Origin of the sequence: Lyngbya sp. CCAP 1446/10, assembly GCF_026130175.1 — a bacterium.
Taxonomy (GTDB): domain Bacteria; phylum Cyanobacteriota; class Cyanobacteriia; order Cyanobacteriales; family Microcoleaceae; genus Microcoleus.
In genome coordinates this window covers 144,524-168,665 of sequence record NZ_JAIGNI010000003.1, presented here as the reverse complement: position 1 = coordinate 168,665, position 24,142 = coordinate 144,524, and the positions used below count along the sequence as shown (strand labels likewise).

Annotated in this window: 13 protein-coding genes; 8 read left to right on the top strand and 5 right to left on the bottom strand. The window is 47.2% G+C overall.

The features are described 5' to 3' along the window. Positions 1-80: 80 nt before the first annotated feature. A complete protein-coding gene (ileS, locus tag K4039_RS02585; RefSeq protein ID WP_265233555.1) occupies positions 81-3,665 on the bottom strand; it encodes an isoleucine--tRNA ligase in 3,585 nt (1,194 codons plus the stop codon). A gap of 370 nt (positions 3,666-4,035) precedes the next feature. Here ileS and K4039_RS02580 point away from each other — a divergent pair, with 370 nt between their 5' ends. Beyond that, complete coding sequence (locus K4039_RS02580) at positions 4,036-4,383, top strand: hypothetical protein (protein ID WP_265233588.1); 348 nt, start codon at positions 4,036-4,038, stop codon at positions 4,381-4,383. Here K4039_RS02580 and K4039_RS02575 read toward each other — a convergent pair. Beyond that, positions 4,328-4,456, bottom strand: coding sequence for a hypothetical protein (locus tag K4039_RS02575; protein ID WP_265233554.1), 129 nt, complete (start codon positions 4,454-4,456; stop codon positions 4,328-4,330). The two genes, K4039_RS02580 and K4039_RS02575, sit on opposite strands and share 56 nt — an antisense overlap. 410 nt (positions 4,457-4,866) lie before the next feature. Between K4039_RS02575 and K4039_RS02570 the strand changes: the two genes are divergently transcribed. The 3 genes from K4039_RS02570 (at position 4,867) to K4039_RS02560 (ending at position 5,902) form a co-directional block, all read left to right on the top strand. Next, the gene (locus tag K4039_RS02570; RefSeq protein WP_265233553.1) at positions 4,867-5,301 is read left to right on the top strand and encodes a KGK domain-containing protein; all 435 of its coding nucleotides are present in this window, start codon (positions 4,867-4,869) and stop codon (positions 5,299-5,301) included. A 30-nt stretch (positions 5,302-5,331) separates the two neighbouring features. After that, on the top strand, positions 5,332-5,577 hold the full coding sequence (locus K4039_RS02565) for an HNH endonuclease (protein WP_265233552.1): 246 nt from the start codon (positions 5,332-5,334) through the stop codon (positions 5,575-5,577). 88 nt (positions 5,578-5,665) lie between these two features. Further along, positions 5,666-5,902, top strand: a complete 237-nt coding sequence (locus K4039_RS02560) for a type II toxin-antitoxin system Phd/YefM family antitoxin (protein WP_265233551.1) — start codon at positions 5,666-5,668, stop codon at positions 5,900-5,902. Positions 5,903-6,046: 144 nt separating this feature from the next. On the opposite strand, the gene K4039_RS02555 is transcribed toward K4039_RS02560, so the two are convergent. Continuing rightward, positions 6,047-9,859: a beta-galactosidase gene (locus K4039_RS02555; RefSeq protein WP_265233550.1), complete on the bottom strand. Its 3,813-nt coding sequence runs from the start codon at positions 9,857-9,859 to the stop codon at positions 6,047-6,049. 455 nt (positions 9,860-10,314) lie between these two features. On the opposite strand from K4039_RS02555, the gene K4039_RS02550 reads away from it, so the two are divergent. The 3 genes from K4039_RS02550 to K4039_RS02540 all read left to right on the top strand — a co-directional run bounded on the left by K4039_RS02550 (position 10,315) and on the right by K4039_RS02540 (position 21,724). Beyond that, positions 10,315-15,825, top strand: a complete 5,511-nt coding sequence (locus K4039_RS02550; protein WP_265233549.1) for a PAS domain S-box protein — start codon at positions 10,315-10,317, stop codon at positions 15,823-15,825. 52 nt (positions 15,826-15,877) lie between these two features. Further along, a complete protein-coding gene (locus tag K4039_RS02545) occupies positions 15,878-20,002 on the top strand; it encodes an ATP-binding protein (RefSeq protein WP_265233548.1) in 4,125 nt (1,374 codons plus the stop codon). A 390-nt stretch (positions 20,003-20,392) separates the two neighbouring features. Next, complete coding sequence (locus K4039_RS02540; protein ID WP_265233547.1) at positions 20,393-21,724, top strand: hybrid sensor histidine kinase/response regulator; 1,332 nt, start codon at positions 20,393-20,395, stop codon at positions 21,722-21,724. A 277-nt stretch (positions 21,725-22,001) separates the two neighbouring features. Here K4039_RS02540 and K4039_RS02535 read toward each other — a convergent pair whose 3' ends face one another. Together K4039_RS02535 and K4039_RS02530 are read right to left on the bottom strand one after the other, a co-directional pair. After that, the gene (locus K4039_RS02535; RefSeq protein ID WP_265233546.1) at positions 22,002-22,541 is read right to left on the bottom strand and encodes a GIY-YIG nuclease family protein; all 540 of its coding nucleotides are present in this window, start codon (positions 22,539-22,541) and stop codon (positions 22,002-22,004) included. Positions 22,542-22,798: 257 nt separating this feature from the next. After that, positions 22,799-23,125, bottom strand: coding sequence for a hypothetical protein (locus K4039_RS02530; protein ID WP_265233545.1), 327 nt, complete (start codon positions 23,123-23,125; stop codon positions 22,799-22,801). A 207-nt stretch (positions 23,126-23,332) separates the two neighbouring features. On the opposite strand from K4039_RS02530, the gene K4039_RS02525 reads away from it, so the two are divergent. Then, entirely contained in the window at positions 23,333-24,133 is an 801-nt protein-coding gene (locus tag K4039_RS02525) for a hypothetical protein (RefSeq protein WP_265233544.1), read from the top strand. Positions 24,134-24,142: the final 9 nt, after the last annotated feature.

Sequence of the window (24,142 nt, the reverse complement as noted above, 5' to 3'; positions counted from 1 at the left end):
ATCCCACAAGAGTTGGAGACGGCGGTTGAAACCGCGTCTACACAAACGAAACCCGAGCTCAGAGGGGTTGAAGACGATGGTTAGAATTTGCCGTCAACTGCTGACACGCAACGTTCGCAAATTAGCGGATGATCGATCGACTCTCCGACATGAGTAGAATAGTTCCAGCATCGATCGCACTTATGGCCACCCACCTTAACAACACCAATCGCTAACTCTGGAGATTCGTAACTGTAGGGCAATCCTTCAATCACCACGTTCGATTCAACCAGTTCGACTTCTGATGTGATAAATAAGTACCGCAGTTCGTCTACGGCGTTGCTAGCCTTGGCAGAATCAGGTATCAAAGTGATGTTAGCCAGAATTTCCGACTGTTTATCGATCGCACTTAATGTCGCTTTCGGGATTTCAGGCGCTTTCACAATAGCCATTTCGGCGGTTGCTGTGGCCATAAGTGCGATCGGCTGTAACTCTACAAGCACCTTTTCCGGCACTTCCATCACAATCGGCTGTTTTTCCGGGAACACAATCGCCGCATCATTTCCAGCCACATCTAACCTCAGCAACTCAACTTGTGCTGCAATTTCTTGACGGTTTTCAGCAAACAACAAGTTACGGAAAACAAACCACAATGTGAATAGGAAACCGATCACTTCAAACAGTTCACCCAACATCGGAACCTGATTAATCGTATCCAAAACCGCCATTGTTATTCTACCAGTCAGCAACACAGAACCTAACAGCCCAAGTGTGACGATCGCCTTTTGGTATTCTGTGAAAAAGTTGCCCATGTACTCAGGCAAATCAGTCAAAAACTGGGCGCTTTCATCTAACAATTGCTGCCATTCCGCAGCCGACGGTTCAGCAACCGCCGTATACTCGACTACCTCAGAAGATTGAGCGCCCTTTTCGACAGTTTCCACAGCATCAATTGTCTTTACTGTCAAGACTTTTGCAACACTTGCCGCCTGTGCTTCCTGTTTGTCTTGTACTGCTTTGGCTTTCTCCTCTGCTGCTAACTCGATGGCTGAATTTTGCGATCGCACATAATCCATCAATCCTTCGCTGCTAGGATTCAAAGCTTGCAATTGTGATCTTTTGGCGACATCAGGAACATACAATAAAACCTTAGCTTCCAAAGAAGAACCGATCGCCTTTTCAGTCCTCGCCTGTTCCAAAACCTTATTAACTTCCCCGCGTACTTGGCGCAAATACTGCCAGCGAGTAGCCAATTCAGGATTATGCCATTTCGCATCAAGTTGCACCCAACCAGCCTCAAACACTGACTTGTAGGGAGTTGGATAGGGGAGATACTGCCAAATATCCTCAGCCATGTGACATAACACAGGTGCGATCGCCCGTGCCAAATTCTCAACTGCGATCGCAATTACCGTTTGACAACTGCGACGGCGCAGTGAATCTGTCGAACTGATGTAAAGTCGATCCTTGGCAATATCCAAGTAAAAATTAGATAAATCCACCGTGCAGAAATTCTGGACAGTTTGGAAGAATCGCGAAAATTGGAAGCTTTCAAAAGCATCTTGAACTTCCGCAAAAACTTCGCCCATTCTGTGCAGCATATAGCGATCGAGTTCCGGCAAATCCTCGTAAGCAACAGCATCTTTTGCCGGATCGAAATCGTGCAAATTCCCCAGCAAAAACTTAGCTGTATTGCGAATTTTGCGGTAAACATCCGATTGCTGTTTGAGAATATTTTTGCCCAAAGGCACGTCGGCGGAATAGTCTACCGAAGATACCCACAGCCGCAAAACATCAGCGCCATATTCCTTAATTACTAAGGCCGGATCGACGACATTACCTTCAGATTTACTCATCTTCCGGCCTTTTTCATCGAGCACAAAACCGTGAGTCAAAACTGTTTTGTAAGGAGCAACGCCGTTAGTTGCTACACTGGTTAGCAAGCTCGATTGAAACCAGCCCCGATGTTGGTCTGAACCTTCCAAATAGATATCAGCAGGATAGTTTAATTCCGATCGCCCTTTCGCCACCGCAGCCCAGGAAGAACCGGAATCAAACCACACATCCATCGTGTCGGTTCCCTTACGGTAAGTGCGGCCGTTATTGCGGTATGATTCCGGTAGCAATTCGGCGATCGACATTTCCCACCAAGCATCCGAACCTTTGTCTGCAAAAATAGCTTGTACGTGGGCGATTGTCTCCGCATTCAACAGCGGTTCGTTCGTTTCTTCGTCGTAAAACACCGGAATCGGCACGCCCCAAGTCCGCTGACGAGAAATACACCAATCCGATCGATCGCTAACCATTGCAGTGATCCGATTTTCCCCTTGCGCGGGAATCCAATTCACACTAGAAATGGCCTTTAACGCTTCATCTCGGAACCCTGCAACCGACGCAAACCACTGTTCCGTCGCCCGAAAAATTGTCGGCTTTTTAGTGCGCCAATCGTAAGGATAGGAGTGAGGATAAGCTTCCTCTTTGATCAAACAATTTGCTTCGGCAAGGGCATCAATGACTGCGCCATTGCCATTTCCGAGGACATTTAGACCTGCGAAGACTCCAGCTTCGGCTGTGAAATTTCCGCTTTCATCAACGGGCGTTAAAACTGGTAAACCGCAGCGTTTCCCAACGATAAAATCTTCTTGTCCGTGGCCCGGCGCGGTGTGCACCAATCCGGTTCCTGAGTCAGCGGTAATGTAGTCGCCGCCGGCAACAATTGGGCTTTCGCGATCGAACAACGGATGTTTGTAGATGGAACCTTCTAAATCTTTACCTTTGAAGGTGGCCAGGATTTTTAATTCAGTGTTCAAAGTTGCTGATAGCCGATCGACCGCATCGACAGCAACTAAGATAAATTGTTGGGCGATGTGGGAATTTGCCGGCGGTTCCACCACTGCATAAGTCAGTTCGGGATTGACTGCGATCGCCAAGTTAGCCGGAATCGTCCAAGGGGTAGTCGTCCAAATCGCCGCCCAGAGGCTCGGCATATAGCGCTTGAGCTTCGTTTGCAAAGCTTTTGACAACTTTCTGACATGAAAGCCGACGTAGATGCTGCGCGAGACGTGGCCTTCGGGATATTCCAATTCAGCTTCGGCGAGGGCTGTTTTCGAGCTCGGACTCCAGTGCACGGGTTTGAAGCCGCGGAAGATGTAGCCTTTGAGCACCATTTCACCGAAAACGCCAATTTGAGCCGCTTCGTATTCGGGTTTCATGGTTAAATACGGGTGTTCCCAGTCGCCCCAAACGCCGTAGCGCTGGAAGGATGTGCGCTGCTGGGCCATTGTTTCCTGGGCGAAGGCGGCGGCTTTGCGGCGGAGATCGATCGGGGTAAGATTTAGCCGATCGTCCGATTTCATGTTTTGCAATACTTTAAGTTCGATCGGCAATCCGTGACAATCCCAACCGGGCACGTAGCGAACTTTTTTGCCGCGCAGCATTTGGTAGCGGTTGATGAAATCTTTGAGGATTTTGTTGAGGGCGTGGCCGATGTGGAGTTGTCCGTTGGCGTAGGGGGGCCCGTCGTGGAGGATGAACAAATCGCCTGGGTTATCGTGGGAAAGGCGATCGTAGATTTCTTGATCTGCCCAAAATTGTTGCAATTCTGGTTCCCGTTTGACGGCGTTGGCGCGCATATCAAACTTGGTTTTGGGCAAATTTACGGTGTCTTTGTAGGATTTTGCTTCCATTTTTGAGTAAACCTTTCTGTAGTTAGCTGTTAGTAGAAGGAAGGAAGAAGGAAGAAGGAAGAAGGAAGAAGGAAGAAGGAAGAAAAATGCTTATACAGCAAGTTTTTTAGCCCTCGATATCTTAAGTTTAGTTAAGTGTACTTACTTATCAAGTCGGGTTAAATAATCATAATTAAGTTTGTAGTGAGGAATTTAGTCCTCTCTCGTCCTTGAAGGGCTGACAACCAGATATTCCAGTATAAGCGATCGACTGCACATTATAGCAGTGGACAGTTGACATTGGACAGTTGACAGTTAAGTGTGGGACTCAAACCCTTGATCTGTAACGGGTCTAGTTTTTATTTGTGGGTTATTTACGTCCGTGCCCGATGTGGAGGTTGCTATACATTTTAGTCGATCGGGCGATCGGCTATTCGCTCAACCAACTGAACATTTGACCGACGGTGAGACTGAAGGATTCAGCAAAAGTGGGGACGGGACGATCGCGCCCGGTTGTTCAAACAGTGTTATGGTGCGATCGGCACGGGTAGCCACAAACCTTGACTACTCGTTACTTTCGCTCTGCGAAAGTAACGCAGATCCGGAGGCGAGGCCTCCATTTTCGCAGGCGAGGCTCTTCAAGAGTGACATGGGTTTCCTTTCGCCAAGAGCCTGGGAACCAGTTATTGAAAATGATTTAGGATTGCTATATTCTGATTTCTATATGGAGCTACGTTAACTAATTTTTGTAAGTCCGATCTAAAAATATAGTGATTAGAATTATTACTGCCACCTCCATCACATTTAATCAAAATCGAATGTGCTTGAGTGTAGAGAGAGATTCCATAATTTTCCCGCCATGATTTAATCGATTAACAAGCATAAATTACGGCGATTGGAAATCGCGGCGACACAGACAAAACCCACTCCAAGCGGGTTGAAGAGATAAAACATTCTTAGTCCGCGGAGGCGGACATCGTTTGTATAGCCGCGAATTCTATTCGCCGGGATTCTTACTTACGAAAAGAGCATAAATTACGGCGATTGGAAATCGCGGCGACACAGACAAAACCCGGATGGTGCGCGGGTTGAACACATTCTTAGTCCGCGGAGGCGGACATCGTTTGTATAGCCGCGAATTCTATTCGCCGGGATTCTTGTCAAAAATGAGATACTACTCTAAAATAGTTAGGATAACAGTTTAAAGAAACTAAAAATCAAGATGAAAAATAAAGTTGATTTTCACAACTGCGGCAATGATGATGCTTTATCTTTTGGTAACGCAATGCTTAAAGTAGAAAAACTCAAGGAAACAGTAAATATAATTTTCCCTGAGTTCGGGTTAGGACAGACACTAAATAGTTCGTTAAGCCAACAAAAACTAGATATTGATGTAGGTTTCAATACTAATAAAAGACCTAATGCCTATGATAAATGGTTTGGTGAAGGTATCGATTGTGAAATTCTCAGAGTGGGTACTCAGGGCTGGAAGAAAGGAAAGATCAAGCTCAAACTCAATGTCACCATAGAATTTTGCCCCGACGAACCAGAACTCGAAGAAACACCAGAAAACAACGAGTCAGAAACTAGCCAACCAGAATCCCCCCTTGATGATTTGCGCCGCCAACTTCTCAATCAAGAAAACTCACCCAGCTAATCCATCAAACATCCGCGGTTAAAATACATCATGACTAAAACCCCCAGAATTCGCATTCCCCCAGAAGTCCGAAAATACGTATTCGATCGCAATAAATACCAGTGCCAAAGCTGTGGCCAAACGAAACTAGAAGCCGAACTGACGATCGATCATATCATCCCCCTAGGGCGCGGTGGCAGCAACGACATCAGCAACCTGCAAACCCTCTGCCGCACCTGCAACCAAAGGAAAACCGACAAACTAGACCCGCGCTTTAAGCGACACTTTGACCTGTGATATTGAGTATAATAAGTTTGACCGTTTGAGAGAGAAATTGCACTCTGCCATGCGATCGCACTTTTAACTCCTAGCTAGGATAACTGCAATGCTCACAAAAACAGTTGACATACAAGAAGCACAAACAAACTTAAAAGAGTTATTATCTCTAGCACTTAAAGGCATAGAAGTTGTGCTCACAGAAGGCGGCATTCCCCTTGTACGCTTAGCGCCCATTGCATCCCCAGCTAAGCCGCGCACAGCAGGATTGCACGCTGGAACAATCTGGACAAGTGAGGATTTTGATGAGCCGTTATCTGACGAATTCTGGACAGGTAACTCATGAAATTACTCCTGGATACTCATACCAAATCCTGTTTAAATACTCCCTCTATTCTTCAGTCCGCGGAGGCGGACATCGTTTGTATAGCCGCGAATTCTATTCGCCGGGGATATTGCCAAATATCCGGTCAAAATTGACTGGTAAAACTTACCATCGATAATACCGATAAGGATCGTCCCCATTCTCAAAATCCGTCTTGTAATCCGAGTGATAAAACTCCTGACTAGAACCGTTAAACACAGCACCATCCGCCTTAAAACTCGCCCCCAAATTAGCCAAAATCTGAGCATTAGCCCTGGTTTGTCGCCAGCGAGTAAAACGCAAATAAGTCTTAGCATCAGCATTCAAACTATCCGAGTCAATCTGAGAGAAAATCGCCACGCCCTTACCTACAGCAACCCGACTTAACAAACCGTCAGCACCGATTTCTCCCCCAGACTTAATCAACCAAGTATCATAAAAAGAGCGCGATCGCAAATCCGAACCGCTAAGCCCCTTCACCTCATCCCAACCCGGAACCGCCAGCGAACCCCCAAAATCCTTCGCCTGCTGCAAACCCACGCCCAAACCAGCGACAGGTACTTGACGCGGCAAGAAAAACGCCTTCCCGCCAGCATTCAAATAACCGCGTAATTCTGCATCTTTCAGATTCGCTTCGGCACCCACAATCGCCAAACCAACATCCTGAGAAAGCCCATTAGCCCGCTGATAAATTACCCCCAAACTGTCCAACTTCTTGGCATCCTTGTCTCCCCCAATTAAAACCACTTTATCCGGCTTTCCCATCACCGGAGAATTCATCCCGTAACTCACAACTTGTTGCACTAACTGCGCCGCCCCACCATCTACAGAATAATGGTCTTCCACATCCAACTCGTTTAAAATCAGTCGCCCTTTTCCATAATCCAATTCCATCAGCGGCGAATAAGCCAAATCAAACTCAGATTCCAAAATTGGCCGCCAACCGCTACGATGTGGCTTCTCCATTGAAGCGCTGCTGACAGCGCCGCGATTTCCCCAATGCCAGCCGTACCAAGGCATATTTGCCGGACTCAATCTTGACCCAGTTTGAGTTGTATCTGGATAAGCTTCAAGCAGCGTGCTTTCTCCCATCCAATCGCGCAAATCTTCACCGTCTAAACCGCTAATTGCTGCATAGTTATTATCAACTGGATACGCGCGGCGGCTGACGTGTTCGGCAACCCGCAAACCCATGTTTTTTAGCCATTCCCGGCGCTGAGCAAACACCATTGCTTTGCCACCGTTTCGCACGAAAGTTTCTAAATTTCCTGGCAAATTTTGCCCGCTAGAAAATGCTTCCCGACCGATAATTAGTAGCGATGAAACTTGCGAACCGTTCCACGGCACAAGCTGATAACCTAACTGCTTTAACATTGCCGATGTTTTGCCCACAGGATCGAAGATTGTCAGCGCATCCTTGACTTTGGTTTGATTGGCAAACACCCGGAAAGGAAATGTATCAGAATGCGGGCGATCGCCAATTCGTGCAGTCAAGCGAATTTCGCCGTCAGCCTTGCTAGAAATTGTATTTGGCAATTTCACATCTATTGGCAGAAATAGCGTGCCTGCTGTCTCAATTTTCCCCTTCTTTTCGCCAGTTGCTACCTCTTCTCCCCCGACCCTAACTCGCCAATTGAGTGCAAAATCCTGCTGCGCTCTAGTATCGTTAATTAATACTATTTGCTTGGCCAATTTTCCGCCTGCAAAAAAGCTATGATCTTTGGCAGCAAAAGCCTGATTAGCACCAGCAATCCAAGCCAAAGTCGGGCCGTTATTATTCATAATTGCCTCCCCTGCCGGATAAATATTGTAAGCTTCGGGCTGCAAATGATGCATCAGATTATTCGACACTTGCTTCAAATAAACGCCCCGGCGACCCGATTGAAATGCTCCAAGATCCACCTTAGTTCTGCCAGCATCCGAAACCTCCCAACCGTGTCCTTGCTGCCAAGGAATCATCCCCCCAGACATTCCAAAAGTCCGCCAAGTCCGCCAAGTATTTGTACTGAATAACTGCTGCAACTTTTGAAAAGCAGGTGCAAAATCTAAATCCTTGCTGTTATGCCAGCTTTTATACTGCATATCCTTGACAAATTGCTCGCGAATTTTACCTTTATAAGTGGGATTTTCTAACTGATAAGCTTCTTTCCCCAAGTAAATTGCTGCAAATTCAGTCATCAAAGGCTCGCTAACAATCACTTTATCAAAACCTTGGCGGTTTCGCATCATTGTCGCGTGCAGAGGCGTGCCAAATTCTACCACCATGTAGGGCATTTCTCCGGTTTTGCTCCATTCGGAAATCCACTCTTCCCTCTCTTGCAATGGCATCACATTTAAATAAGAATTCAGCGAATAAACATCGCCAAAAGTGCCGCCTTGATGTACCATTACAGGTCTGGTTGGGTCTACCAATTTCATAGCAGCAAAAGCCTCGTTCCCCAAGGGGGTTTTGGCGCGCATACGCTGGTCTTCTGTGGGGCCGAGAGTTCCTTCTATTTTTTTCTTGCCGATGCGGCGGGGATTTTGATCGTCACCGCTGCCGAAATAATTGGGACTTGTCGCCCACATTAATACTGAGGGATGATTGCGGTAGCGGCGCATTTCTGCTGCCATTCGCCCTTTCCAGCGATCGATTATTTGGCGGTTATTCCACTGTTCGCTCCAAGCTATGGGAGTAATATCTAAAGCGGGAGCCATAATTGGAAAACCTTTGAGGTCTGCGCGTTCGGAAAATAGTTCTCGAAAGTGCCATCTACCCCGTTCGTCGTGATTCCAAGGCCAGATTTCTGCTATATTGAAACCGGCTTTTACATAGGCGTCTATTAAACTATCTGAAACTTCTAATGTGCCGCCTTCCCAAGTATCGGAATGTAAGGTGGGACGCAGGCGAAACTCGGTGCCATTTAAGAAAAACTTGCGCCCTTCTACCCAAAATTCGCGGAATCCGAAGGGTTGGTGATATTGCGTTTTGACGCCGCTGCCTGTTACTTCTAATTGCAGGGTGTAGAGGTTGGGTTGGCCGGCATCCCAAAGGCGGGGATTTTGCCAATCCCACTGGACTTGTACGGTTTGAATTGGTTTGGCTTGAACGCTGGCTGTTCCGATAAATTTTTGTTCAACTTTGCCTTTCTCGTCGAACATTTGGGCGATTAGTTGAACTTGACCGTTTTGGGTAATGTCTTTGAGTTCGACATCTAATTTAACTTGTTTCTTTCTGGTGGAAGTTTGGACGAATACGTCGCTAATTAGGGGGCCTTGGGGAACGCTAAAAATCCTGACTTCGCCGATGAGTCCGCGCGATTGCAAATTGGATTTTGTTGTATAAATTTCTGTGGGACTCATGATCACGGCTTTGTCTTTTTCGTCGGAGACTGCCGCGACTAAAATAGATATGGTATTTTGACCTGATTTGGCTACTTTTGTAATTTCAACAGTACCGTAAGGCGATTCGATTTGGCCGCAGTTAATGCCGTTAACAAAGATGATTGCATCGGTACTCACTCTGGCTAAGTCGATAAAAATTCGGCGGTTTTGACCGTCGCCTGGGATGTCTATATTTTTCTGATACCAAGCTTTTGATAGTTGTTTGCTGTTGAAATTTTCCCAGTCTTTGCCGGTGCCGCGAGTGATGATTCCGGGTATGAATTCGCTTTTTTCTTCTTGCCAGTCTCCGGGTACTTGGATGGAGCCCCAACTTGGGGAGGCGGGGGGACTTTGGGGGTTGCCAATGGCGGGGACAAATTGCCAGGTGCCGTTGAGATAGATTTGGTCGCGCTTGTTGTCGATCGCACTGGCGGTAGCTGGGGTAAGATTGGGAAAGCCGATCGACATTACTGAGTTGTTGACCGAGTTGGGATTTTGCAGCGCGTAACCGATGAATCCGAAGACGATGGCGGCTGCGAAAAATAATCCGATAATTTTTGCCAGCTTGTGATTCACGGTAAGTTCCTCCCAGAAATCAACTTATCCAGTTTGTCGATTCATTTATCATAAGCTGCTGCGCGTATAAATTGTTTGGCTTCGACGAATGGAGAGAGGGGAGAGTGGGAGAGTGGGAGAGTGGGAGAGTGGGAGATGGGGAGAGTGGGAGATGGGGAGAGGGGGAGAGTGGGAGAGGGGGAGATGGGGAGATGGGGAGATGGGGAGAGTGGGAGATGGGGAGAGTGGGAGCATTTTTCTTATTCCCTCTGACTGACAACTAACAACTGACAACTAACAACTGACAACTATCAACTGTCAACTGTCAACTGACTTCGGCAAATCTGTCTCTGGGAAGATGGCACGACCCCTACAAATGTGGTCATGTATAGGAAAAAGACATAATTAGTTTTAACAATATTGTTTCATCGGTACCAGAACTCGTGCGATCGCGCCATCGCTACAGGTCAACAAAAATGAGTCGGTTTCAGGTCTTGCCCTTACCCATTAAATCTTACAGCATTGCTACATTTAGCGCCGCCACGGCTTTACTGCTGACAAGTCTGTTACTGTTTTCCTTCCAGGCAACTCCTGCAATTTTACTTTTTGCCGCTGCAATGGTTAGCGCTTGGTATTTTAGCTTAAAGTCCGCAGAACAAGAACTAGAAATAGAACGCCAGATTATTTCAAAAGTAATTGACACGACGGCTTGCTTAATTGTAGTTCTCGACAGCCAAGGACGGATTGTCCGCTTTAACCAAGCTTGCGAAAAAACCACAGGCTACTCAGCAGCAGAAGTTGTGGATAAATATGTTTGGGATCTCTTCTTGATTCCCGAAGAAATAGAGCCAGTACAAACAGTTTTTGCTAAACTTAACACCGCAGAATTTTATAGCGAATATCAAAACTATTGGCGTACTAAGAATGGCGGCAAGCGCTTCATTTCTTGGTCGAATACAGTGATGGTCGATGGCGAGGGTGTGGTAGAATATGTGATAACAAGTGGCATTGATATTACCGATCGCAAATCAGCAGAACTAGCCCTAGCTTTAGCTTACTCTGAGCTAGAAAACCGTGTTAAACAGCGCACGGCAGAACTGACAGTCGCTAAAGAAGCGCTGCAAGCTCAAGAAGAACGATTTCGCTGTTTAAGTTCCTGTTCGCCGATGGGGATTTTTATGGCGGATTTCCAGGGGCGCTACACCTATGCAAACCCGCGCTGTCAGGCAATTTTGGGCTTGAGTTTGGCAGAACTTTTAGGAGAAGGTTGGGAGAATTGCATTCACCCGGAAGACCGATCGCGCGTATTGAGCCAATGGCAGGATTATACTCAAGAAGCTGGGGAATATGCGATCGAGTATCGCCTGCAAATATCAGAGGGGATTGTGCGCTGGATTCACGTTGGTTCCGCGCCGATGTTCTCCGACTGTGGCGAACTCATCGGACACGTGGGCACGGTGCGAGATGTCACCGAAAGAAAAAAAACGCAAGCAGCTTTGTCAAGCAGCGAACAGCAACTGAGAACGCTGCTAGAAAATACGCCAGATGCGATTATCCGCATTGACAAAGAACTGCGTTATATTTATGTCAATCAAGCAGTTGCCAGAAGCCAAGGAAAACCAGTTTCATTCTTCCTCGGCAAAACCAATCAAGACCTAGGAATGCTGCCAGAACTCTGCCAAATGTGGGATGAAACCCTGCACCAAGTATTAGGAACAGGTAGAGAAAAAATCATCGAATTTCAGGGGCACTCAACCGACGGTCTCAGAACATATCAATCTCGCGTTGTTCCAGAATTTGACAAAGACGGCGTACCAGAATCGGCGTTAATTGTTGCCCGCGACATCACAGAACTCAAACTTGCCGAAACTCAAAGATTGCAGTTGACAATCGAACAAGCAGCTAGGGAAAAAGCGGAAATTGAACAGCGGCGATCGGGATTTTTAGCAGAAGTTAGCAAAATGCTGGCTGCGGCGTTTGACGGGGAAACAGTGCTGCAAAATGTCGCTGAATTAGCCGTTAATTCGATCGCAGACGGGTGTTGCATTCATTTGACCGAAACTGACTCAAAAGTGCGCCAAGTCGCTGTGGCTCACGTAGAACCCTCTACGGTTGATACTCTGAATAACTTGAGAATCCGCAGCCAGATCGCCTCCGATGCTGTTAACGGCTATCCGCTGGTAATTCGCAGCGGCAAATCCGAGCTAATTGCCGAAGTGGATGCAGAGATTTTAGCAGCAGCAGCCGACAATGCAGCAGAAATGGAAAGATTGCGATCGCTCAATATCGGATCTCACGCTTGCGTACCGCTGAAAGCGCGCGGGCGGGTAATGGGTGCGATTAGTTGCTTTACCTCGAAGTTTGGCCGCCGCTACAGTGCAGCAGACATGGCAATGCTAGAAGATTTAGCATACCGCGTGGCGATCGCCCTAGACAACGCCAGACTTTATACAGAAGCACAACAAGCACTATCTCAAACATCGGAATCCTTCGCCTTAATTGACGCGCTGTTAGAAGCATCTCCCCTAGCGATTTGCTTTCTCGATCGCGAAATGCGCTTCATCCATATCAATCACGTCTTAGCAGAACTCCAGGGTTTGTCCGCCGAAGAGCATCTCGGTCAAGATTTCCGCCAATTGTTGCCAGAATCAGCAGCCAAATTTGCACCGATAATTCAGCAAGTTCTAGAAACCGGTCAACCTATTTTAAATGTAGAAGTTAGCGACGAACTTCCGGGAAAAGCGGGAGATTTTGGCTACTGGCTAGCCAACTATTACCCAGTGAAAAATGAAAGGGGAGAAATCATCGGTGCCGGCATAATTCTCGCAGATATTACCGCCGCCAAACAAACAGAATTAGCTTTGCGGAAAAGCGAAACGCGGTTCCGCAGCGTGGTTGAATCTAATATGATCGGTATCGGTTTCTGGGATGTGGACGGCGAAATTACGGAAGCTAACGACGCGCTGCTGGAAATGATTGGATATACTAGGAAAGACTTAGTTTCTGGACAGATTCGCTGGGTCGATATCACGCCGCCGGAATACGCAGAACTCGATCGCAGCGCCCTCGCCCAAATCGCAGCATCAGGAAGTTGCGCGCCCTATGAAAAAGAATTCATCCGCAAAGACGGCACACGCTTTCCAATTTTAGCCGGCGCCGGAAACTTGCAAGGATTCACAGACAAAGGATCGTTCTTTGTACTCGATATCACCGATCGCAAACAAGCCCAAAACCAACTCCGAGAAAACGAAATTCGCATTCGCAACCAACTAGCAGAACTCGACTTAGTTTACAACACCACACCAGTTGGGCTCTCCTTTGTCGATACCAATTTGCGCTACATCCGCATGAACGAATGCCTCGCTCAGATCAACGGCAGATCGATCGCAGATCACATCGGGCACACCGTCAGAGAAGCGATACCAGAACTTGCCGATATGGTAGAGCCGATTTACCTGCAAGTGCTGGCAACGCAAACCCCCGTGCTCGACTTGGAAATGAAGGCTGCAACCCTTCAACAGCCGGGAGTTGTCCGGGATTGGCAAGTCAGCTTTTACCCCGTGATCGATGAATCGGGAACGCTGTTGGGAGTCAGCACTGTGGTTGCCGAAATTACTGATCGCAATCAAGCAAAACGGTTGGTGCAGCAAAGCGAAGCCATATTCCGGCGACTGTTTGAGTCCAATATTTTCGGAGTCGCGATCGGCGATTTGACCGGCCGCATCGCCTACGCCAACGACTCCCTGCTAAAAATGGTCGGCTACACCCGCTCAGACGTGCTCTCCGGTATCATGCGGTGGGACAGGATGACCCCCCCCGAATACCTGCACCTCGACGCCAGGGCGGCGCAAGAACTCCGGGCTAAGGGAGTTGCAACTCCTTTTAAGAAAGAGTACATCCGCAAAGATGGCAGCCGCGTCCCGATTTTGATGGGCGCGACGACTTTGTGCCCCGACAAGGGCGAACCAGAGACGATCGTCGCCTTCTACATCGACTTGACCGAAATCTCGCGGGTGGAAGCAGAACTCAAAAACAATCAACAACGGCTGCAAATCGCTCAGCAAGCAGGCAAAATCGGAACTTTTGAATGGAACGTCCAAACGGGCGAACTCGCTTGTACGCCGGAGTTAGAGGCATTGTACGGGCTGCCGATCGGCGGTTTCGACAGCAGCTATCAAAATTTGCTGGCAATGGTGCATCCAGACGATCGCACTTTCACCCAACAGCAGGTGCAGGCAACCGCAGCTTCCGGGGAGGAATTAAACATTGAGTTCCGCATCTGCCGGCCCGACAACAGCGTGGGCTGGATTGCTTGCAGGGCTAAGGTGTTTCAGGACGATCGCGGTTTACCTCTGCGGATGATCGGGGTGAACGTCGATATCAGCGATCGCAAACAAGCAGAGGAAGCGCGATCGCAAATCAATCAAACTTTGGAAGCTTTGATTCAGGCTTGTCCCCTAGCAATTAGCGTTTTCAGTGCCGACGACGGGATTGTGAAAATGTGGAACCCAGCCGCCGAGAGGATTTTTGGCTGGTCAGAATCAGAGGTGGTAGGTGAATTTTTGCCCAGCATTCCCCCAGACAAACGGGAGGAATTCACGGCGAAGTTGAAAAGAATTCGCGCCGGACACGGGCTCGCCGGAGTGGAAACCCACCGCCAAAGGAAAGACGGCAGATCGATCGACATCGGTTTGTGGGCAACTCCAGTCCGCGACGGCAAGGGTAACATTAACTGTATGTCGATCGTCGCCGACATCAGCGATCGCAAGCAAGTAGAGGCAGAACTCGCTCAGTTGCTCGATCGCGAACAAGCCGCGCGGGCCGAAGCAGAAGCCATCAACCGCCAGAAAGACGAGTTTCTCGCCACTCTTTCCCACGAACTGCGGACGCCTTTAAATGCGATTCTGGGCTGGGCCCAGATACTTCGCAGAGGCGGGTACACCCCAGCAACTTTAAAGAGCGCCCTCGAAGCGATCGAGCGTCAGTCACGGGTGCAGGCGCAGCTAGTGGAAGATTTGCTCGATGTTTCCCGGATTATTCAAGGCAAGCTGGCTCTGAAACCCGGCTGGTTCATGATCAGAAAGACGATCGAAGTTGCTCTGAATTCAGTCATTTTCACAGCCCAGGCTAAGTCTGTGACTGTTTCCTCGGAATTTGACCCCGCAGTCAGTTTGATGTGGGGCGATGCCCAGAGGTTGCAGCAGGTAGTCTCGAATTTGCTGACTAACGCCGTCAAGTTTACGCCTTCTGGCGGAACTGTAGCAGTGCGCTTGTCTGCGGTAGCTGTGGCTAATTCCTCATCACCTAATTACGTGCAAATTACTGTTAGCGATACCGGCAAGGGCATTTCTGCTGAGTTTCTGCCCTACGTATTCGATCGCTTCCGACAAGCAGATGGCTCGATTACTCGGGCTGACAGCGGTTTGGGGCTGGGATTGGCGATCGTCCGGCACTTGGTGGAACTCCACGGCGGCACTGTACGCGCCGAAAGTCCGGGTAAAGACAAGGGTGCGACATTCACGGTAATGCTGCCCCTGAAACAGCGTCGCAGTAAGCAGCCACAGTTGAGAGAGGACAGCAAAGCCGCTCAAATTCCTCCGGGTATTTTGGCTGGTTTAAAGGTGTTGGTAGTTGATGACGAACCCGACAACCGCGAGTTTTTGGTGGTGGCGCTGGAACAGTTGGGGGCGACTGCGACTGCTGCTGCTTCGGCTGCTGAGGCGATCAACATTTTACAGCAGTCGCCGCCAGATATTTTAGTCAGCGATATCGGGATGCCGATTGAGGATGGCTACTCGCTGATCCGCAAAGTGCGATCGTCCGAATCTGACAAAATCAAGCGCTTGCCGGCTGTGGCGCTAACAGCTTATGCTAGCCAACAAGACCGCGATCGAGCGATCGCCGCTGGTTACAACGAACACTTAGCAAAGCCGATCGATCCTGCTCGATTCGCCGCCGTCTTAGCTCAGTTAAATGTGCCAAGGTAGGGGTAAAAAACTCATAACAATCAGCCTCCACTAGGGCAATTCCTTTACCGCTATGCCCATTAATCCCCTCAACCGCCCAGCAGCAAAACTTTTCCGCAAGCTTCCCCTGCGAACAGTTTTGATTGTTCCGTTTGTTTTGCTAACAGTCAGCGCCGTCGGCGTCGTAGGCTTTCTTTCTTTTAAAAGTGGTCAAAAAGCCGTCGAGGAGGTAGCGCAGCAGCTAATGCAGCAAGTAGGAGAGCGAATTGCCGATCGCCTCACCAATGATTCTGGGCCGTCCAAAATTAGCACTTTTCTCGATCGGCTGCACTTCTCTAAATCTGGACAAACTTTCATCATGGATCGATCGGGCAATTTGGTTGCCACATCCACCCTAGAAACGCCTTTTGTCAAGCAAGGAAAACAGCAACCGATGCCATTGCGGCGCATCAACAGCCAGGATGTCCGCACCCGATATATTGCTCAGCAACTCGCCAACAAATTTGGCAATTTGGGCACCCTACAAACAGCCCAGCAATTGACTTTGACGATCGAGGGATCTCCGCAATTTCTCCGCGTCACTCCCTATCGAGATGCCCGTGGCTTGGATTGGTTGATTGTGGTGGTGGTGCCAGAGTCGGATTTCATGGCTCCCATTCAAGCGAATACGCGCAATACATTGTGGTTGTGCGCGGGTACGCTGGCGATCGGGAGTGCGATCGGATTTTTGACTTCCCGTTGGGTAACAAAACCCATTTTGCGCTTGAATACCGCCGCCAAAAATGTAGCAAAAGGCGAATGGGATCAACCTTTAGAAATTAGACGCTGCGATGAAGTCGGAGAACTCACCAATTCCTTCAATCTAATGGCAGCGCAACTGCAAAAGGCTTTTGCAGAACAAAAATCTTTAACTGAAGCTTTAGCGCAGAGTGAGAGCCAACTCAAGCAATTTATCGAAGCCGTACCCGCAGGGATATCTATCCACGATACATCGGGTAAAGTCATCTACTTAAACCAAACTGCCAAGCGTTTGCTCGGCGTAGAAAATATCCCCGAAGCGACTTTACAAGAAATGGTAGAAGTTTATCAAATCTACCGCCAAAATCAGCCGTATCCAACAGAAGAACTGCCCGCCTTCCGAGCGCTGCGGGCCGAAACGGTGCTCGTTGACGATTTAGAACTGCATCGAAATGGGGAAATTATTCCTCTTGAGGTGCGCGCCACACCAATTTTTGACGCAGGCGGAAACATTATTTATGCCGTCAATGCTTTTGCTGACATCTCAGGCCGGAAACAATCAGAAAAAATCTTAACTAACTACAATCGCACTTTAGAAACCGAAGTTGGTACCACCGCCTTAGCTCGTGCTAATGAACTATTACAGGATGAAATTGCCGATCGCCAATTGCTCGAAGAAAAGTTTTACAGTTCTACCGAGCAAATTCTAAAAATATTCGAGTCGATCGCAGATATTATCTTAATTTTAGAACCCACAGAAAAAACCATCCAAATCATACCCACCAAGGGAATTTTTCAAGACAACTATCACACGAGTCAGATCGACTCCATCATCCAACAATTTTTCCAAGACGAAAGCGAGGAGATTTATTTCGATCGAGTTCGAGAGGCATTAGCAACCCAACAAACTATTAATTTTGATTACAGTCTGCAAATTAATAACCAAGAAGTTTGGTTTGCTGCTAAAATTTCGCCATTGTCCGATCGCTCTGCGGTTTGGGTAGCCCGTGATATTAGCGATCGCCAGTTAGCCGAAGCCCGACTGCTGGAAGCCCAAAAAATTGCCCATATTGGTAGTTGGGAATACGATATAGCCCAAGCCACAAGCACTTGGAGTCAAGAACTCTATCGTATGTTCGAGCTCGATCCGACTCAAAAACCGCTAGCAACCCCAGAATTAGTCGAGCGTTTTCATCCCGAAGATCGATCGCCCTATCTGACAATGCTTGAGGAGCGACGTATCCACAAAAAAAGCTTTGAACTCGATCTGCGGCTGATCCGCAGAGATGGCTCGCTCACTTACATGGAAGTCCGAGGGAAACCAGTTTTTGATCAAACAGGGCAGTTGATCCGTTGGTTCGGCACTGTCTTGGATATTAGCGCTCACAAACAAGCCGAGGCAGCTTTGCGAGAAAGCGCCCAGCGGGAACAAGCGATCGGGCGATCGATCGATCGCATCCGTCAGTCCTTAGATATTGACACAATCTTCCAAACCACAACCTCTGAGCTGCGAGAAACCCTAAAATGCGATCGAGTCGCCATCTATCGTTTTAATCCAGATTGGAGCGGCGAATTTGTTGCCGAGTCAATGGCGGAAGGCTGGACATCTCTGATCCAAAAACAATCGAACGATTCTGATTGGTCAAACAATCTTGTCGAAGACTCTAACTGTACAGTAAAAACGCTCCAAACCTACAGAGAACCAGTGCGAGATACCTATCTACAAAGAAATCAAGGCGGTATGTACAATCGAGGCGTTGCTTACCGCATGATTGAAGACATATACACCGCTGGGTTTACTCCTTGTTACCTGAAACTATTAGAGCAATTTCAAGCTAAATCCTACATTATTTCACCCATATTATGTGGCATTCAACTGTGGGGTTTGCTCGCCAGCTATCAAAATTCTGGGCCCCGTACTTGGCGCGAAGCAGAGATCAATATTGCGCTGCAAATTAGCACTCAACTCGGAGTAGCCTTACAACAAGCTCAATTGCTCGAAGCCACTCAACAGCAAGCAGTACAGCTCCAACAAACCGCCTGGGCAGCAGAATCAGCCAACCTCGCGAAAAGCACTTTTTTGGCCAACATGAGCCACGAATTACGCACCCCTCTCAACTCAATTCTAGGATTCTCCCAATTGATGCAGCGCTCAACAAACCTCAGCCGCGAACAACAGGAAAATCTCCAGATCATCAACCGCAGCGGAGAACACTTGCTAACTCTGATCAATCAAATATTAGATTTAGCCAAAATAGAGGCGGGACGCATTACCCTCAACCCAACAAACTTTAAATTAAGCAGACTACTAAACGAGGTGGAGGAGATGTTCCAACTCCAGGCGCGGGAGCAACAATTGGAGTTAATATTTAGCTACTCTAGCGATACTCCCCAATACGTCAAAACCGATGAAATTAAATTGCGCCAAGTTTTAATTAATCTACTTTCTAACGCCATTAAGTTTACGAAAGAGGGAGGAATTGCGGTAAAAGTAAGTTGGGTTATGGAGCCTGAAAATCAGCAATTACCAATCAATTACAAATTACATTTTGAAATAAAAGACACCGGCTGCGGCATGGCGAGTGATGAGTTAGATCAGCTTTTTCAAGCCTTTGTCCAAACCAAAACAGGGGAAACATCTCAGCAGGGAACCGGCTTGGGGCTAGCCATCAGTCAAGAGTTTGTCAAGCTGATGGGTGGCATGATCACTGTGCGCAGTCAAGTAGGGCGCGGCACTACCTTCGCCTTTGATCTCCCCGTCAGCGCGGTTGAGGCGGCGGACATTCAACTGGTACAGCCGCCGCGTCGGATAATAGCCCTCGAACCTAATCAGCAGCGCTATCGGATCTTGATTGTGGACGATCGCGAGGACAACCGCAAACTGCTGATCAAAATCCTTGCAGCCTTTGACTTTGAACTCAAAGAAGCCAGTAATGGTGTAGAAGCCATTGAAATCTGGTCGAGTTTCGAGCCACACTTAATTTTTATGGATATGTGGATGCCCATGATGGATGGACATGAAGCTACGCAACGTATCAAAGGCACCATTAAAGGTCAAGCTACCGCCATTATTGCCGTCAGTGCCGCTAGCGCCGAGGAAGCGCGAACCGTTACTGCATCAGATGATTGCGATGACTTTATCCACAAACCCTTTCGAGAGGCAGAAATATTTACCACGCTCCACAAACATCTCGGAGTGCGTTACATTTACGATGAACCGGAGAATGTGCCGGAGCCAACTCCAATCGAGGCTCCGACTTCAGAGACTATCGCAGCTTTACCAGCGGGTTGGCTGGCTGATTTAGAGAAAGCTACAATTGAGTGCGATTTAGAATTGATTCTCAATCAAATTGAGCTAATTCGCGATCGAAATCACTCTTTAGCCAGCGCTCTCGCCGCATTAGCTAACGAGTTTCAATTCAATCAAATACTAGCTCTCATCCGTCCCGAAACGAAATAACAATGATATTAAATAATGTTCGTAGTGAGGACTACAGTCCTCATTAAACTTTGAATACTAAAGTCAATACAGTTCATTTAACGCTTTTTTGTCATTGCGCTTCTGGAAAGCAATCGCAGTATATTTTTGTCACATCGTTTTGCCGATCGGATTATCTTAAGTGAATCGTATTGATCCTAAAGTCATCATTACAAACCTACAAAGGTTATTTAAAAAAATAGCAACCGCGCCCGAAGCTGAGGAGGTTCATAATTGCTGACATCCTTGTAAAATATGGCTTATTCCTTCTCTCGCGACGATAACTAAAAGCTTCCTTCTTCCTGATGATTAATGACTAATGACTAATGACTAATGACTACTGACTAATGACTACTGACTTCTTAGAAAGATATGAATGACCAAACAACTCCCCTGTTAAAAGGGAATATTTTAATTGTTGATGATGTTCCGAATAATTTGCATCTTTTATCTAAAATACTCTCGAAGCACGGCTACAAAACACGCACCGCACCCGACGGTCAACTAGCTTTAAGGTCGATCGAATTAACTCCTCCCGACTTGATATTGCTGGACATCATGATGCCAGATATGGACGGCTACACAGTCTGCAAAGAGTTAAAAGCTTCTGCCACAACTAAGGACATTCCGGTTATTTTTATCAGTGCTTTGAATGAAGTGTTAGATCAAGTCAAAGCCTTTGAAGTTGGCGGTGTAGACTATATCACAAAACCGTTTCACGACAAAGAAGTTCTGGCCCGCGTCTCAAATCAAATCATGCAGCGCCATTTGTTCCAACAAACACAATCCTACGCCCAACAACTCGAACAAACTGTAACTGAACTTAAGAAGACTCAAGCTCAGTTAATACAGAAGGAAAAAATGGCTTCTTTAGGTCAACTAGCCGCAGGAATTGCTCACGAAATCAACAATCCAGTCAACTTTATCTCCGGCAATATTGGTATGGCTGCTGACTATGCACGAGATTTGGTTCGCCTCATCAAATTATACCGACATTACTACCCGCACCCCGTTGCAGAAATTACCGACGAATTGGACAAAATTCAACCCGACTTCATTGCAGAAGATTATCCAAAACTGCTGAATTCGATGAAAGATGGTGCTTCTCGGATCAGCAAAATTGTGCTATCTTTGCGCAACTTCTCCCGCCTTGGCGAAGAAAAAAATAAGTCAGTGGATATTCATGCAGGCATTGACAATACTTTAGTTATTTTGGAACATCGGCTCAAGGAAGCAAACAAGGCCGGTGAAATTGAGGTGATCAAACACTACAGTCAACTACCAAAAATCACCTGTTACGCCAGTCAATTAAATCAGGTGTTCATGAACCTGCTAAGTAATGCTATTGATGCCCTGGAAACTAAACCATATCCTCGAAAAATTACCATCAGCACTTCAGTAACTTCTGACTCAGAACCTGCGCTGCACAATCCAGATTCAAAATTCGCAATTCAAAACAATCAATCGGTTGTTATTCACATTGCCGATAACGGTTGTGGGATCAGCGAGGCAGTGTACCACCGGATATTTGACCCATTTTTTAGCACGAAGCCTGTCGGCAGCGGTACTGGATTAGGGTTGGCTATCAGTCACGATATTATAGTGGAAAAACATGGAGGTAAAATCAGTTGTATTTCTGCTCTTGGCGGGGGGACAGAGTTCATTTTGCAGATTCCGATATCTGTTATGGCAGTTGACGGTTGACAGTTGACAGTTGACAGTTGCACAGTACGGGAATCAAACTATTTATGCTTGACTGGTATCGGCTCTATTTATGAGGTTATTTATGTCTGCGCCCGATGCGGCGGTTGCTATAAATTTTAAAATGTTATAAGTTCGTAGTCAGGAATAAAGTCCTGAGAGAAAGAACTTAAGTCCTCAATACAAAAAGGTTTGTAGTGAGGACTTTAGTCCTGAGAGAGAGGACTTAATTCCTGACTGCAAACAGGGTAGATTGTGTGGAATTAGCCTGAGAGCGTAGTTACTTTAAATCCAGCAAACCGCTAGTTTTCAGCTTGGGATTAAACCGGATTTCTTCAGTTACACCGCGAAGTTTGAGCAGCGATAAAATTTCATTTTCCACGCGCCGCGCTACATTTTTTAACAATTTATCTTTGGCAAGTTCATCGGCGACAATACCTTCATAATTTGCGATTTCTTGGGCAGTCATCACGGTTTTGGTGTCGATGGGATCGTTCCACTTGGTGGCATCGGCAGCGTTGCCCTGGGGCTGGGAACCGTTTTCGGAAATCCAACTCGATCGGATGCTTTCTAGTATAGTGCGGCTGGGTCGATCGATAATTTGGACTTTTAGCCAGTAGCAATGTTCGGTTTGGCGCACCAAATGCTGTTTGAGGCTGAGGTAAGTATCGCGGGAATAGCCGACAAATTGCAGGACTTTTTCGTTGTCGAAAATCGCGTACACGCCGATTTTACCCTGGACAAATTCGGGCAATTTCCCTTCTGAGTCAATGTAGGGAATGAATTCTAAGCTGGCGAGAGGGTGAATTTCTTCTGTCATTTGTTGTTTGAATTATCGATGTTAATTTTTCCTGAAATTTTCCTGATTTTTAAGTAAATCTACTTAATTGAAGGTGAAATACGGACGGATGCTAAAAAGCTTGCTGTGTATGTTTTCTTCCTTCTTCCTTCTGTCAACTATCAACTGTCAACTGTCAACTGTCAACTGCCAACTGCCAACTATCAACTGCCAACTGTCAACTGCCAACTATCAACTGCCAACTGCCAACTGCCAACTGTCAACTGTCAACTGTTTAACTAATTCTTGAAAACGCGATAAACGGCACAGAGGCGGCTGGGTTTAAATATTTTGGCTTGAAACATGAAATTGGGCGGGACGTTGACGATCGCAAAATCGATCGATTCGTGATACTTTTGAAATTCCGCAGGCATTCCCTTCGGCGTCTCGCTGCTGTAAGGGACTGGCTGAAAAAGTAACTCGGCAAATTCGATCCGCGAGCACTGCAATTGTCCGGCTACTTGTTGGAGAAAGCTGTCACTGGTTAGTGAACCGAACAGTGCAGCTTTAGCCTCCGGTTCGAGGACAAAACTGCTATCGTAGCTTTCAATAATCTTGAGACCCATTTTCTGTATACTCCTGACAGACGATCGGCGCATTCTGAATTTTACCCGACACCGACCGCTTTGAGGGCACTCATTCTCATCTTTTGGCATTCGGCAGAAGTAAGTAAAAATATCACAATCCCGAAATTTTGATAAATGACCCTGATTTATTTGCCGATCGCTATATCATGTCGGTATCGGAATCTATCAGACTACGACTAAAAGGCTATGCAGAAGATCGAAGACGCATCATACCCAGCTTTGAGAATTTCCCCAAACCAGCCGGATTGGCTAGAATTGGCAGAATACGCCTCTATTGCCGGTTCAGCGATTGGCACGATTGCTGCGGGATTGTCGGGCCAAATTCTCTACGCTGCCGCCCCGTTAACCGCAGCACTCTCGCTAAATCTCGCCAATCGCCAGCGTTTCGAGCAAAAAATGCAATACAAGGCAAATTCTGCGATCGCGGAGGTGCAGGCCGCAGTAGAAGGTCGATCGCAGCAAGTTCAGAGACTACCTGGAGAACTTGTCCAACTCGACACCACCGTCTCCGACTTGAAACAAAAACTCGGTATTTTGGAATCGGGCCCCATCGCCGACTTACAAGGTGCGGTAGCATCCCTCGAACGCCAAGCACAGGCACTTCCTGCCGATTCTCAGGAACTCTACACCATGCTGTCGGATTTGCAGCAAAAACTCCGCATTCTGGAAAATAGCGCCCTCAGAGAGCATGATTGGGAAAATGTCAATGTCCGATTTTTATTGCTGGACGAAAAGTTAACTGAGGTTAAAACTATTACAGCAGAGTTGCAGGAGCGATCGACTGAAGTAGACTTGAATGAAATCCAAGGTTCTCTGAAGCAATTGCAGGTTTTGCTCGATCGACCGACAATAGACACAGGGATGTTGCAAACCGAGATTCACCTTTTGCAGAACCAGGTTTCCGAGTTGCAGCGCCAAAATCAAGAAATTGTCAAGCCTTATTTGCAGCGTCTGACTCGCGCCGTCAAGAAACTATCAGAAAATTAGTCTTTCGTA